At 66.6% G+C, this 13,619-nt stretch carries 11 protein-coding genes and 1 pseudogene; 8 read left to right on the top strand and 4 right to left on the bottom strand.

Annotation, left to right across the window (positions count from 1 at the left end; all coding sequences use genetic code 11):
• Positions 1-83 precede the first annotated feature (83 nt).
• Together AB0E63_RS25680 and AB0E63_RS25675 are read left to right on the top strand one after the other, a co-directional pair.
• Positions 84-662, top strand: coding sequence for a dihydrofolate reductase family protein (locus tag AB0E63_RS25680; RefSeq protein WP_360371171.1), 579 nt, complete (start codon positions 84-86; stop codon positions 660-662).
• Positions 659-1,096, top strand: a complete 438-nt coding sequence (locus AB0E63_RS25675; protein ID WP_360371168.1) for a nitroreductase family deazaflavin-dependent oxidoreductase — start codon at positions 659-661, stop codon at positions 1,094-1,096. The genes AB0E63_RS25680 and AB0E63_RS25675 overlap by 4 nt, the downstream gene beginning before the upstream one ends.
• Positions 1,097-1,109: 13 nt before the next feature.
• On the opposite strand, the gene AB0E63_RS25670 is transcribed toward AB0E63_RS25675, so the two are convergent.
• Positions 1,110-4,556 carry a putative Ig domain-containing protein gene (locus AB0E63_RS25670; RefSeq protein WP_360371165.1) on the bottom strand — a complete coding sequence of 1,149 codons (3,447 nt, stop codon included), beginning with the start codon at positions 4,554-4,556 and terminating at the stop codon, positions 1,110-1,112.
• Positions 4,557-4,707: 151 nt separating this feature from the next.
• Between AB0E63_RS25670 and AB0E63_RS25665 the strand changes: the two genes are divergently transcribed.
• From AB0E63_RS25665 to AB0E63_RS25645, 5 genes are all read left to right on the top strand, one after another.
• Positions 4,708-5,709 (top strand): hydroxyacid dehydrogenase, encoded by a 1,002-nt coding sequence (locus AB0E63_RS25665; protein ID WP_360371162.1) that lies wholly within the window; start codon positions 4,708-4,710, stop codon positions 5,707-5,709.
• A 106-nt stretch (positions 5,710-5,815) separates the two neighbouring features.
• Complete coding sequence (locus tag AB0E63_RS25660) at positions 5,816-6,736, top strand: ABC transporter permease subunit (protein WP_360371159.1); 921 nt, start codon at positions 5,816-5,818, stop codon at positions 6,734-6,736.
• Entirely contained in the window at positions 6,733-7,653 is a 921-nt protein-coding gene (locus tag AB0E63_RS25655) for a carbohydrate ABC transporter permease (RefSeq protein WP_360371156.1), read from the top strand. The genes AB0E63_RS25660 and AB0E63_RS25655 overlap by 4 nt, the downstream gene beginning before the upstream one ends.
• Before the next feature lie 28 nt (positions 7,654-7,681).
• Positions 7,682-9,238, top strand: coding sequence for a DUF3502 domain-containing protein (locus tag AB0E63_RS25650; RefSeq protein ID WP_360371153.1), 1,557 nt, complete (start codon positions 7,682-7,684; stop codon positions 9,236-9,238).
• An 11-nt stretch (positions 9,239-9,249) separates the two neighbouring features.
• The gene (locus AB0E63_RS25645; protein ID WP_360371150.1) at positions 9,250-9,780 is read left to right on the top strand and encodes a LacI family DNA-binding transcriptional regulator; all 531 of its coding nucleotides are present in this window, start codon (positions 9,250-9,252) and stop codon (positions 9,778-9,780) included.
• Between the two features lie 31 nt (positions 9,781-9,811).
• On the opposite strand, the gene AB0E63_RS25640 is transcribed toward AB0E63_RS25645, so the two are convergent.
• A complete protein-coding gene (locus AB0E63_RS25640) occupies positions 9,812-10,918 on the bottom strand; it encodes a LacI family DNA-binding transcriptional regulator (RefSeq protein ID WP_360371147.1) in 1,107 nt (368 codons plus the stop codon).
• A gap of 33 nt (positions 10,919-10,951) precedes the next feature.
• Entirely contained in the window at positions 10,952-12,019 is a 1,068-nt protein-coding gene (locus tag AB0E63_RS25635; protein WP_360371144.1) for a LacI family DNA-binding transcriptional regulator, read from the bottom strand.
• Between the two features lie 105 nt (positions 12,020-12,124).
• On the opposite strand from AB0E63_RS25635, the pseudogene AB0E63_RS25630 reads away from it, so the two are divergent.
• Positions 12,125-12,826 (top strand): annotated as a pseudogene (locus tag AB0E63_RS25630) (alpha/beta hydrolase); the annotation flags it as partial.
• 60 nt (positions 12,827-12,886) lie between these two features.
• Here AB0E63_RS25630 and AB0E63_RS25625 read toward each other — a convergent pair.
• Positions 12,887-13,619, bottom strand: a 733-nt coding sequence (locus AB0E63_RS25625) for an alpha-galactosidase (protein WP_360371141.1), incomplete at its 5' end; no start/stop codon positions are given.

Below are 13,619 nucleotides of genomic sequence, written 5' to 3'. Positions count from 1 at the left end.
CGCGACGAATCGGCGGACCGGTGCGGGTCTGTCTGTGTAGGCCGTCCGACGGACGGGCGGCCGCACCACAGACGGAGGACACAATGCGCAAGCTCATCGCCGCCATGAAGATGTCACTCGACGCGAAGGTGGAGGGCCCGGACGGCACCGCCGACTGGGTCGAGGCCTGGTCGGAGGACTACGGCCTGACGCCGCAGATCGACGCCTGCCTGCTCGGCGGAGGCATGTACCCCGGCTACGAGTCGTACTGGACCGGGATCCAGACCAAGCCACAGACGCCGGCGTGGCTCACCAGCGAGCCGCCGACGCCGGCCGAGCGGGAGTGGGCCGACTTCATCAAGCAGACGCCCCACTACGTGCTGTCCAGCACCCTGCAGACCACGTCGTGGCCGAACACGACCTTCCTGCGTTCGGTCGACGACGTGGCCGCGCTCAAGCAGGAGCCGGGCAAGGACATCTACCTTGTCGGTGGAGCGCGCATCGCCGCGTCCCTGATCGACGCCGGCCTGGTCGACGAGCTGCGGTTGATCACGTACCCGCTCGTCGCCGGTACGGACAGCACCGCGCTGTTCGCGACCTCACCACGACGCAGTGCCGAGCTGCTCGAGGTGCGGAAGCTCGACCGTGGCAAGGTCGCGCTGACCTACGGATTCGCCTCATGACAGGTCCGGACAACAGCCAGGTGGTCGCCGAGTTCCGCGCGAACGGCGGCCGGCTGGGCGGGCCCCTGGCTGGAACGCCCGTCCTGCTCCTGCACCACGTCGGGGCGCGAACCGGCACGCGGCGGGTCACGCCCTTGGTGTATTCCTGCCATGCCGGCGACCGCGTGGTCATCGTCGCGTCCAACGGAGGCCAGCCGAGCGATCCCGCCTGGCTGCACAATCTCCGAACCCATCCGGACGCCGCAGTCGAGATCGGCACCGACGTCGTTGCGGTTCACGCGACAGAAGCGGGCGGGGTCGAGCGCGACGAGCTCTGGCAGCAGGTGGTGGCCCGCTACCCGGATGTCGGACGGTTCGGCTCGCGGACGGACCGCCCGATCCCGCTGGTCATCTTGCGGCGAATCCCAGCGCCCACCGCGGCGGCTTTCGCGTAGTGGTCGGGGCAGACTATGGGCCGACGAGGAGCTGGACCTCGGCGAGGTTGGTGAAGCCGCCGTGTGGGTCGGTGATGCGGATCATCGGGTACGACGCCCGACTGGCCAGCGGGAAGATGTACCACTGGTTGCCGTCGGTGATGCCGTTGATCGTGGTCAGGGTCGTCCAGGTCGTGCCGCCATCGGCCGACCCCTGGACGAGGTCGCCGTTGGCGCGGCCCGGGAGATTGCTACGGGGGTGGAGCCGAACGGTGTCGAAGGTCAGGTTCGTGCCGGTCGGGGGAGTGACGCAGACCCATCCGTTGCCGGATGTCGTGTCGGTGAAAGTGTTGAGGTTCCCGTCGAACATCCGCCAGCCGTTGGCCTCCGGAGTGCCTACGCCGGGAAAGGCCGGACTGGAGGCGACCACCCAGCCTTGCTGCACCTCGACTGTGCGGACGCGCGTGTTCCAGAGATCGAGCGACGTGCCGTCGGTAGTGTCGACGATCGTTGCGCCGGTCTGGCCGGCCACGGTCGTGTAGTCGACGGTGAAGCGAAGCGTGCGACCGTAGGCGACGTCGTCGGGCAGCGTGACCATCGCCTTCCAGTGCCGGCTGTCCTGGACGGTGACCTGAGCTTCAAGACCCTCGACCGAGGCTTCGACGTGGCTCAGTGGTTCGGTCGCGGTCATCGTCAGTGTGACGGTGTCGCGGTTCTGGGCGCGTTTCGGGTCGCTGTCGTCGGATGCGATCGACACCGAGTTCATCGCAGTACTCATCTCGAGCCGCTGGCCGTAGATCCGGAACTCGCTGAAGCTCGACAGTCCCGGGTACGCCGGGTCCGTGGGCACGCCGGGATGGTCGACCTGAATCTTGAGGAACCTGAAGCTCATCCCCTTGGCCTCGTCGCGGACCGGGATCTTCTCGAGCGCGAAACCTTGATCGGAGGTGTCGGTGGTCTCGCGCGACGTGAGCAGGGTCCAGGTCCTGCCGTCGTTCGAGCCGTACACGTTGGCGCCTTGGGTGCGGTTGCCGAAGTTGTACCGGGCCTGCAGCCCGAATGCGTCGGCGGTGACCCGGAAGCCGGCACCGAGGTCGATGATCGCCGGAGCGGTCAGGTCGCCGGAGATGGTGTTGAAGTCGCCGTCAAGCATGTTGCCCAGGGCAACCTGAGACAGCGATGGGGAGGTGGCACGGCCCCAATAGTCGAACGAGCCGTCGTCGGCCATGGTCGGCGTCAGCTTCTCCAGCCGAGCCACCGCGGTCTGCAGTGTGACGAGATCTGCTGCGAAGGTCGCCGGGTCCGCGGTTGCGATGTCTGCCTCGGCGGCCGCCCTCGCCGTGTCGACGGCAGAGCGTGCGGATCGGACGTACGTCGTACCGCTGTCGTATCCCGTCAGCGCGGCGTTCACGGCGTCGTGGCGGGTCGCGCTGACGGTCAGTCGCACGCGCAGGACGGCGTCCGTGGTTGCGTCGGATGCGACGACGAACGTGTCGTGATCACCGACCTGTCCTGCGGTCGGCTGCCAGGTCAGGGCGCCGGTTGTCTGGTCGAGAGTTGCGCCCGCCGGTAGCCCCGTCCCGGCGGCATAGGACAGTTGGTCGGAGTCGGCAGCCGGCAGCGTCGAAGAGAGCGGTTCACCGGCGATCGCGAGCAGCCGGACGTCAGAGCCTTGCGTGAACCGTGGAGGCGAGAGCTGCGTCTTCGCCTGAAGGTTGATCGCGTCGATGTCGACGGTGACCGCAGGTGATCCGACGACCGTGTAGTACGCGAGGTACTCACCGCCGGTGCTTCCGCGGAGTTTGCTCGTGTCCATGTCGTAGGTGATGTACCGCCAGGCGCCGTGCGTGTCCGGGAGCGTCAGCGTGTAGTAGGGATCGAGTCCCTGTTCTTTCCGGATCTGCAGGGTGGCTGTGCCGTTCGTGCGGATCCGGACGCCGACTGGGCTGTAGCCATTGCGATTGTCGTACAGCAACGTCCGTACGGCGATCGTCGTGCCGGTCGAGCGGGGTCGCATGCGGACGAACCCGCCGCCAACCGACGTACCAGGTGTGAGGGGAGTCGTCCGTGTCTCCGCCTGCACAAGTGCGTCGTGTTGGACGGGAGGAGTCGATCCGGCGATGGAGGCGGGGAAGGACAGCCACGAGTCCGGGTTGAAGTCCGGGTTGCTGTTCCAGAAGTTGTACGGCGAAGTGCCCCAGTAGAACTGCGCGCCCGCGTCCTGGGTGGTGGCCAGTTCGGTGATGCTCGGCGCGACCGCGGCGACGGCCGGACCCAGCTTCTGCTTGTAGATGGTGTAGAGCTCGTTGGTCGGGTCGAAGATCCGTCCGCGGTATGCCTGGGACAGCACGCCGCCGCGCTGGGTGGTGTCGATCCACGGGATCGTCTTGCCCATCATGAACGCGAAGAACTGTTCGGAGCCACGCAGCAGCCGGTTGCCGCCGAAGGCGTAGACCGAGACCGCGTCGCGCCGCGTCGATACTGTGCCGCGGACCGGATCGAGCTCGGTTCCCTGGACGTCGATGACGCGGGCGAGCTGGGTCAGCATGGTCACGTCGTCCCAGGCGTGGGCCTGGTCGCGTCCCATCTCCTGCAACTGGACGAACGACTTGTGGTACGGGTTCCGCGGATCGTCCTTGGCGATCACCGGCATGACCTTGCTGAGCGCACCGTTGGTGTCGTCGTCGGGGTTGCCGGAGTTGACCGAGAACCACTCGACCGCCTCGCGATAGCGGGCGAGATTGTCGGTGAAGATGTAGCCGGCGATCGCGCCGATCAGCGAGTAGCTGTGCTGGCCCATGAAGTTGCGGTTGCGGTAGAGAAACGTCTGGGTGAGCGGCACGATCAGGTTGCTGGTGAGATCCGCGGTGTCGCTGTCGCTCCATCGGAGGTCGTAACCGTCGTCGGCCGGTCCGGTGACAGTCGAGTAGCGCAGGATCTCGGCGGCGGCCAGCATGCGCATCAGCGGCGCGCCGCTGTGGATGTGCGCGTCCGGGTAGTAGACGTAGGCGTTCGGATCCATGTGCGCCCAGATCCGGATCAGCTTGAGGCTGTTCTCGCGGTAGACCGGATCGCCGGTGATGAAGTACTGGATCGACTGCGTATAGGCACGGAACGCGTCGTCGATGAATCGCGACTCGATGCCCTGCGAATTGAAGGCGCTGCCGGCCGGCCGGTCGACCACGGTCCCCAGGTTGCGGGAGCTGAAGGTCCGGGAGCCGTACGATGTGGCGGTCATCGCGGCGTAGTACGAGGCCCACGGTTCGACCCCGGCACGCGTCTGCTTGCGAGCGAGCTCCAGGGACGACGCGCTCACGGCCAGCCCGGGATGGACGAAGCCGGCGCTTGATGTCACCGGCGTCAGCGTCGGCAACCGATCATCGGTCGGCGCCGAGGGCGTGGCGGCGACCGGTACGACGCCGACGGCTGCGAGCAGCGCCGCGAGGGCGGCGGCCAGTACGGTCGATCTCAGAAAAGCCATCGGGACACTCTCCAGCGTTGTGACGGCCCGGAAGCGGGAGGGATCGGACGCGTCGGAGCCTCGCACCGGCGCCCCGCGGCCGCCAGCGCGCAGCAGCTCCCGAAATTTTTGCTCCCCTGATAGTTAACGTTTTCTATGCCAACCTGACGGCATGCCTCCCGTAGCCGAAAAACTGCCGGCGCTCGTCGCCATGTCCGCTGAGCATTGGCCGCTGTTGTTCCCCGAGGACGTCCGCCGGCGCCTCGAGCAGTTCGCGTTCTTCGATCCGGCCGGCCCCGTCGACCGGTTCGACGACCCTCGGGTCCTGGATCGCCTGGCCGACGTGGAGGTTCTGGTCACCGGATGGGGATGCCCGGTCGTCGATCACCGGTTCCTGGAGTCGGCCCCGAAGCTGCGGGCCGTGCTGCACGCCGCCGGGAGCGTGAAGGGTCACCTGAGCCGCGAAGTCTGGGAGCGTGGCATCGCGGTCTCGTCCGCCGCGGCGGCGAACGCCGTGCCGGTCGCGGAGTTCACGCTCGGCGCGATCCTGCTCGCCGGCAAAGGTGCCTTCGGCCTGCGGGAGCGATATCGCCGCGATCGAACCTTCCAGCTCGGTTACATCCATTCGCACGTCGGCAATCATGGCCGTACGGTCGGACTGATCGGTGCCTCGCGGATCGGCCGGCAGGTGCTCGATCTGCTGCAACCGTTCGGGTTCCGGGTCCAGGTGTACGACCCGTACGCCGAGGATCTCGGCGTACCGGCCGTCGATCTCCGGACACTGCTGAGCACCAGCGACATCGTGAGCGTGCACGCCCCGTTGACCATGGAAACGCACCAGATGCTGGGGCGATCCGAACTCGCCCTGCTGCGCAACGGTGCGACGCTGATCAACACCGCGCGGGGGCAACTGGTCGACACCGAGGCGTTGACCGCGGAGCTGATCTCCGGGCGAATCACGGCGGTCCTCGATGTCACGGAACCTGAACCGCTGCCGGGCGACTCACCGTTGTTCACGCTGCCGAACGCGTTCGTCACCCCGCACATCGCCGGCTCGCACGGCAACGAACTTGCGCGTCTCGGCCTCTGCGTCGCGGATGAGCTGGGCCGGTTCGTGGCGGGCGAGCCGCTCCGCTTCGGGATCGGCGCTGCCGATCTCGACCGCGCAGCCTGAGAACAAAAGACAACGATTGCTACGCCTTGACACGTCTAGATGCCAGCGCTACCTTCTCGGCAGATGGAAAGCGCTTTCTAGATCTTCCGCTGAAGGAGCCCTTGCCATGACCACTCGGACCCCTGTTCGCTCCAGCCTCTGGCTGGGGTTGCTGGCAGTGCCCGCGGTCGCGTTCTTCCTGGTCTTCAGTTACGCGCCGCTGGCCGGCCTGGTGGTGGCGTTCAAGGAGTTCGACATCCGCAAGGGCATCTTCGGGAGTCCGTGGAACGGGCTGGACAACTTCCGCTACTTCTTCAGCTCCGGCGATGCGCAGCGGATCCTCCTCAACACCATCGTGCTGAACGTCCTGTTCCTCGCCGCGACGCTCGCCGCCGGAGTGACGCTGGCCATCATGCTGAACGAGATCCGCGGCCGCTTCTTCAAGCGAGCGGCACAGTCGACCATCTTCTTCCCGTACTTCGTCTCGCCCGTCGTCATCGCGATCATGCTCCAGGTCCTGCTGTCGGGGCCCGCGGGATCCGGGGGCGTCGTCAACGACGCGCTCGCCGGTTTCGGTCTACCGACGGTCAGCTGGTACACGGAGCCGGGACCATGGCCGTGGATCCTGACGTTCGTCAAGGTCTGGCAGCTGGGCGGCTATATGAGCGTCATCTTCCTGGCCGCGATCACGTCGATACCCGAGGACGTGTACGAAGCCGGCCAGATCGACGGTGCGAGCCGCGCGCAGATGGCGCTGCGGATCACCCTCCCGCTGCTGAAGCCGACGGCCGCGGTCCTGCTGGTGCTGGGCGTCGGCCGGATCTTCTACGGAGACTTCGGCACGATCTACGCGATTGTCGGGGACAACGGCACGCTGTTCCCGACCACCGACGTGATCGACACCTACGTCTTCCGGTCCCTGCGCCAGATCGGTGACTTCGGCACCACCGCGGCGATCGGCCTCTTCCAGTCGGTGGTCGGCTTCGTTCTGGTGTCGACCGCGGTGCTGATCCAGCGCCGGTACTCCAAGGAGACGAGTCTGCTGTGACCACCATGACCTCGAGCCTGGCCAAGGCGACCGAGCGCACCTCGGTCAAGCGACGTTCCCGTCGCCTGGAACCGTTCACCGTCATCAGCATCGTCGGCGTCGGCCTGTTCATGCTCGTCTGCCTGGTTCCGTTCTGGGTGATCGTCTCGGGATCGTTCACCGACGAGCAGACCCTGGCAGTCAAGGGATACAGCCTGCTCCCACACCCGTTCTCGACCGCGGCGTACCAGCTGATCTTCACCGGTCCGACACTCGTCAGCGCATACGTCGCAAGCATCTTCATCACCCTCGTCGGCACGATGCTGGCGCTGAGCTTCACGTCCGGGCTGAGCTGGGTCATCGCGCGGCGGTTGCCGTACGTCAGCCGGCCGCTGGCGATCTTCGCCTACATCCCGATGCTGTTCAGCGGTGGGCTCGTGCCGCTGTACCTGCTGGTCACCCAGTACCTCAAACTGCAGAACAGCTACTTCGCAGTGATCCTGCCGTTGCTGGTGGCACCTTTCCTGGTGTTCATCCAGGTGTCGGCGTTCCGCCAGTTGCCGGAGGAGATCCTCGACTCGGCGCGGGTCGACGGTGCGGGGGAGATGCAGATCTTCTTCCGGATCGGTCTGCCGTTGTCGAAGCCGATCCTGGCCGTCGTCGGCCTGTTCTACGCGGTCCACTACTGGAACGAGTGGTTCACCGCACTGTTGTTCATGTCGGACGTCCACAAGTACCCGCTACCGCTGCTGTTGCAGAACCTGATCTCGAACGTGTCGTTCTCGCAGATGCTGCCCACAGCGGCGCAACAGACGACGCCGGTCTACCAGCTCCGGCTCGCACTCACGGTCGTCACCATCGGCCCGATCCTGCTCGCGTACCCGTTCGCGCAGCGCTACTTCGTCAAAGGCATCACCTTGGGAGCCACCAAAGGCTGATGGTTCCCACCACTCTTCAGGAGGCATTGTGCCCGCCACATCTCCAGCCGGCCTCAGTAGGCGCGGCTTCTTGGCCGCCGGTGGTGGCCTGTCCCTCGCAGCCATGCTCGGTCTGAGCGGTTGTGGAGACTCGTCGACCGGCTCCGGAAAGACCACAGACACACTCGCGCTGCTGCTGCCCGGTGACGCCCCCACCGGCTGGGACGCAGTCCTTGCGAAGGTCAACGAGAAGCTCAAGACGGATCTCGGCTTCACCATCGCGCCACAGTTCATCGCGTGGTCCAACTATCAGCAGCAGGCGCTGCTGAAGTTCACCGCCGGCGAGAACTTCGACACCGCGCTGCAAGCGCGCTGGCTGAACATGATCCAGCTGGTCGCCAGCAAGTCGCTGGTTCCGGTCGGCGACCTGATCAAGAAGTACCCGAACCTGAGCAAGAACCTCGATCCACAGCTGCTCGAGCAGAACAAGTGGTCCGGCAAGCTGTACGGGATCCCACAGGTGAACTCCGCCGCCCGGTTCCACCACTTCACAGTGCGCCAGGACCTGGCGGACAAGCTCGGCTTCGGCGAGATCTCGACGTACGACCAGCTGGAGAAGTACTGGTACGACGTCAAGCAGAAGGAGAAGATCACGCCGGTCGGTATCTCCTCCAACATGCCCAAGTTGCTGGTCGCCTTCGCGCCGGTCGGCTGGCTGAATCAGCACGACTGGGAGAACCCGCACGTCAGCGTGCAGACCTTCAGCGGTGGCTCCTTCCCGTTCTTCCTGGCGCAGGACGGCAAGAGCACCGGCTCGGCCCGGCCGATTCCCTTCTGGGAGGCTCCGGGGGTCGTCGACGCGCTGCGCAAGGTACGCCAGTACTACCTCGACGGCATCATCAACAAGGACGCACTGAACGTGGACTCGAGCACGATCGGTTCGCAGTTCGAGGCCGGCCGCATCGCGACCCGGTGGGCGATGACCGACGGCCTGTCGTCCCAGTCGCTGGCCCCGCTGCGCAAGGCCGTCCCGGCGGCGCAGATCGCCAACGTCGTACCACTGCGCGGTGGCAAGGACGCCAAGCCCAACCAGACCTTCCAGGCCGACAACTTCGTGGTCCTGAACGCCAAAGGACAGAGCAACGAGCGCGCGATGCAGTTGGAGGACTGGGTCTCCATCAAGGAGAACCACGATCTGCTCAGCTACGGTGTCGAGGGCAAGGACTGGAAGCCGGCCGGGCCGGACAAGTTCGAGCAGCTCTCGCAGTACGGATTCCCCGGTTACGCGCTGTGCTGGCGACAGAAGCTCGAGCTCAAGATCAAGGACATCACGCCGACCGAGGATGCGTGGTTCGAATGGGCGCAGAGCTACGGCAACTTCACCCTCGATCCGTACGCGTCGTTCGTCCCGGACGTGACCGCGGTGAAACGGCAGGACAGTCAGGTCAGCGCGGCGATGACGCAGTACGGCAATCCGTTGTGGATCGGCGCGGTCGACGTCGACAAGGGCCTCGACACGCTGAAGAAGGCGGTCGACAAGGCCGGACTCGCCGACCTTCAGGCTGAGATGGAGAAGCAGGCGAACGCGTATCTCAAGGGTCAGTGAGGTCGTTCTCGATGTCCGCCCCACGGAGGAAGCTCGCAGTGGTCGCCCGCGACGCCGGTGTGTCGATCTCGACGGTCTCGAAAGTCTTGCGCGCCTATCCGGACGTCGCGCCGGCGACCAGGGCCCGGGTGCGTGACGCACTGCGCCGTGCCGGGTACGCGTTGGAATCCGGTGCTACGAGCAACCGGCGCGACGAGTCGAGCCTGGTCGACGTTGTGGTCGCGACTCAGCGGAACGGCTGGGCCGGCGAGGTTCTCGCCGGCCTGGCCGGGCTCGCCCGGGAGCCGGGGCTGGCCGTCGTCGTCACCACGGTTGATGCCGGGGAGCCGGTACCCCGGCTGTGGCTGGAGCAGCTCTTCGCCCGGGGCACCCGTGGCGTCATCGGCATCGACGTCGACTTCACCGACGGCCAGCGGGCGTATCTCGCGGCCTATGAGATCCCGTGCGTCATACTCCACGCCGGTGCCGAACTGTCGCTCTCGGACGTCCTCGCGGCGATCCTCGACGGCGCGCCTCCGGCACGATCCATGGCCGCTGGCTGACCTGCGGCAAAGGCGCTGAACGGTCGCCCGTTCAGCCGAGCCTGCTGACCGAGTCGCGGACCACCACATGGGTCCTGAAGAGCCGGTGGTCTCCGGTCCAGTCGGGCTGTTGGTGCTGGGAGTCCAGCGCGATCTTCGCCGCCGTTCGTCCGAGCTCCTCGTAAGGCACGTGGACCGAGGTCAGGCGGGGGCGGAGGTCCTGCGCCAGCTCGACGTCGTCGTAACCGACCACCGAGAGATCCCCGGGGACGCTCAGATCGCACTCGGCAGCAGCCGCGTAGACACCAGCGGCCACGACGTCGGTGGCCGCGAAAACCGCCGTGAAGTCCTGACCCGCGGTCAGCCTGGCCTTCGTCAGCTGATAGCCGGACGCCCGGGTGAAGACACCGTGCTCAACCAACCCCGCGGCGTCCGGTACGCCGAAGTCGAGGAGGGCTCGCCGATGTCCCGACAGCCGCTGGATGCTGGTGCTCTGGCGCTCGGGACCGGCAAGGAAGAGGATCCGGCGGTGGCCCTGGGACAACAGATGGCTGGTCATCGCGTAGGCGCCCTGCTCGTTGTCGTACTCGATCACGGCGGTGGGCACGTCCTCGCCCAGTGGAGGTCGTCCACACAGCACGAGAAGCGAACCGGCGGAGTGTAGTGAGCGGGCCAGATCCTTCATCTTCGTGCGGTAATCAGCGGCTTCAGCGGTCACACCACCGATGAGGATCACAGCGCCGGCGCGCTGTTCACGCATCAGTTGCACCAGGGCGAGCTCACGCACCGGATCGCCTTGGGTGGTTCCGATCAGGCTGAGCCATCCACGGCGTGACGCCTCCTGCTCGACCCCGTGTGCCGCGTCCGCGAAAGACTGCCCGCGGACATCGGCGAGGATGAAGGCGATGGTCTTCGACTGCACTCCGGCCAAGGCTCGGGCGTGGGTGTTGGCGGAGTAGTTGAGCTCGCGGATCGATCGCATGACGCGCTGGTTCGCCGAACGGGAGACCGGGTAGTTGCCGGCCAGAACGCGGGAAACCGTCGCGGGCGATACTCCGGCGTGCGCGGCGACATCGGCCAGTGTGGGGGAGGTCGAGGACTTGCGACGGCTGACGGTGCGGTCGTCGGCGCCCGTCCCCGCCGTACTCCTGCGTGCCATGGTCCTCGCTCTCCCGTGCCGTCCATGCCGAGTCTAGTTTCGCGTCTGACCGTTGGGCGGAGCGGTCGACGCTCTGATCACCACGTGGGTCCCGAGCATCATGTGCTGATCCAGCGCGTACTCGTCGCGATGGAGTGCGAGCCGTACGGCGGCACGCCCGAGCTCCTCGTGGGGGATGCGTACCGTCGTCAGAGCTGGGCTGAGGTCGGCGCTGAGGGGGATGTCGTCGTACCCGGCGACGGAGATGTCCTGGGGAACCCGCAGGCCCGCCTCGCGGAGCGCGGCGAGGACACCGGTCGCGACCATGTCCGTGATGCCGATGACGGCGGTCATGCCGGTGTCCCTGGCCAGCAACGCCTTGGCGTGACGGTAACCGGACTCGCGATCGAAGTTGCCGCCGACAACGAGGTCGGGATCGACGGCCAGATCGTGTGCCGCGTGGGCGCGGCTGAAGCCGTTGAAACGCGCGCTGGTGGTGGTGTGTTCAGGCTCCGCGGCTCCGACGAACGCGATGCGGCGATGACCGAGCGAGAGCAGGTAGTTCGTCACCGCGAACGCTCCGCCTTCGTTGTCGTACTCGACGACGGTTGCCGGGGCATCCGGGCCGATCGGCGGACGTCCGCAGAGCACCAGGCGGGACCCGACCCGCTCCAGGGACCGAGCGATCTGTGCCATGCGCTCGATGTGTTCCGCAGTACGCAGTCCGCCGCCGACCAGCACCACCGCCTCGGCCTGTTGCTCGCGCATCAGTTCGATGATCTCCAGTTCGCGGTCCGGATCGCCGTGATGAGTGCACACCAGGCACAGCCGGCCCTCGGCGGTGGCCTGCTGCTCGACGCCTTGCCCGATGTAGGCGAACAACGGGCCGACCAGATCGCGGACCACGAACGCGACAGTTCGGGTCGAGCCACCGACCAGGGCGCGGGCCTGCGCGTTGATCACGTAATCGAGGTCTTGCACGGCCCGCAGCACCCGTTTGCGGGTCGAGGCGCTCACCGGATAGGTGCCGCCGAGCACCCTCGAAACCGTCGTGGCGCTGACGCCGGCGGCCGCGGCGACGTCCTTCACCGTCGGACGGTTCCCGAGGCTCACTCTGGCCACGCGCCACCCCTTTGTCCCGGTCGAAAATTTCTGTCCTGGCACCGCGTAGAAAACGTTAACTATGCTGCCATTCATGACGGCGGTTGTCGAAGCTCGTGAGTCCTGATGACGGATCCCGTCACGGTCCCGCTCTGGTTGACCGACACCGGCGCCGGTGACCCGCTGCTGCTCGTGCATGGCTGGGGTGGTGACGGCCGGGCTTGGAGCGGCCTGAGCTTCGCGCGGCACCGGGTCGTCACGGTCGACCTGCGCGGTCACGGACGCTCGCCCGTACCCGGGCACGGGTATCGGCCATCGGACTACGCACGAGACCTCGCGGCGCTCGTCGAACGGCTGGATCTTGGTCCGGTCGTGGCGATCGGGCACTCGATGGGTGGGCAGATCGTCGCCGAGCTCGCCCTCGAGTACCCGGAGCTGGTCGCAGCGGTTGTCGTCGTTGATCCTGCGTACGGCGCGGATGAGGAAGAAGCAGCGACGTTCAGGCAGCGCCTGGCAGCGCTCAGGCAGGACGGACCACAGGCAGCTCTCCGTCAGTTGGAGACGCTCACCGGCGAGGTTCGCGACCAGCTGCTCGCGACGCCGGGACCTGTGCTGGCCGAGAGCTATGCGGGGATGTACACGGATCCAGACGCCTTCGGTGCGCGTTCGGCCGCTGCCGCGCGGCTCGCGGCGTTGAGTCGGCCCTTGCTCTGCGTCCGGCCGGTTCCCTCGATGGCCGCGTGGGACCTCAGCCTTTCACTGCCGTACGGATCGCGAGTCGTCCTGTGGAACGGCTGCGGACACTTCCTCCATCACGAGCGCCCGACGCAGTTCGTCGAGCTGGTCGAGAGCTGGCTGACGGAGTTGCCGGACCGCGCGACGAGTCGGTCACGTTCGCTCCATGGTGGGTGTCAGGCGGAGGACGCGGGCGGAGGGTTCGGGAGTGTTGGTGGTGATGATGAGTGCGTCGTCGGTCCAGGTGTAGGTCCAGTCGGTGAGGCGAGTGGGGAAATGAGGATCGATCCTTGCTCGGCGGATGGGGAGAGTGATGGTGGATGGGCCGGGAGCGCGGTGCCAGAGGGCTAGGTACGAGACGTCGGGACCGTTGAGTGACAGTGCGATCCACTCGTCCGTCCAGGCTGGGAGACCTAGCGGCCAGGCGGGGACGAGGGTGTCGAGATCGTCGAGTACGGCGCGGTGCGCGGCGAGCGCGGATCGAATCAGGTCCAGTTCGGCGGCCGTCATCTGGTTGAGGTGGCCCGAGAGGTAGAGGCGGCCGAGGATGCCGTTCACCAGGGCGAGCGTGAACTCCTCCTGGGTGGTGCCGCTGATCGGGTAGGCCCAGTGGCCGGCCTGTTCCGGTAGTACCGCGGCTGGGGCCGCTGCGGTGATCGGTGCGTAGAGCAACGGATGTTCCTGGTCCGAGGTCGATTGCAGGTGCAGTCGGGACAGCATCGCGTAGTCCATCCGCATCGCACCCGAGGCGCAGTTCTCGATCAGCAGGTCCGGGTGGCGTGTCTGGAGGCCGTCGAGCCAGTCGAGCAGCGCCCGTTGGTGTTCGAGCAGCCCGTGGCCGAGCGACGTACCGCCCTTGTCGGTGCCGGGACCGGTCATGGTGTTG

Source organism: Kribbella sp. NPDC026596 (assembly GCF_040638415.1).
Classification (GTDB): domain Bacteria; phylum Actinomycetota; class Actinomycetes; order Propionibacteriales; family Kribbellaceae; genus Kribbella.
This window is presented reverse-complemented; position numbering and strand designations above follow the sequence as displayed.

Bases quoted from the DNA above. Each gene is read 5' to 3' on its own strand.
- AB0E63_RS25645 (WP_360371150.1), top strand. From the start codon at position 9,250: ATGTCCGCCCCACGGAGGAAGCTCGCAGTGGTCGCCCGCGACGCCGGT.
- AB0E63_RS25670 (WP_360371165.1), bottom strand. From the start codon at position 4,556: ATGGCTTTTCTGAGATCGACCGTACTGGCCGCCGCCCTCGCGGCGCTG.
- AB0E63_RS25675 (WP_360371168.1), top strand. From the start codon at position 659: ATGACAGGTCCGGACAACAGCCAGGTGGTCGCCGAGTTCCGCGCGAAC.
- AB0E63_RS25640 (WP_360371147.1), bottom strand. From the start codon at position 10,918: ATGGCACGCAGGAGTACGGCGGGGACGGGCGCCGACGACCGCACCGTC.
- AB0E63_RS25660 (WP_360371159.1), top strand. From the start codon at position 5,816: ATGACCACTCGGACCCCTGTTCGCTCCAGCCTCTGGCTGGGGTTGCTG.
- AB0E63_RS25665 (WP_360371162.1), top strand. From the start codon at position 4,708: ATGCCTCCCGTAGCCGAAAAACTGCCGGCGCTCGTCGCCATGTCCGCT.
- AB0E63_RS25680 (WP_360371171.1), top strand. From the start codon at position 84: ATGCGCAAGCTCATCGCCGCCATGAAGATGTCACTCGACGCGAAGGTG.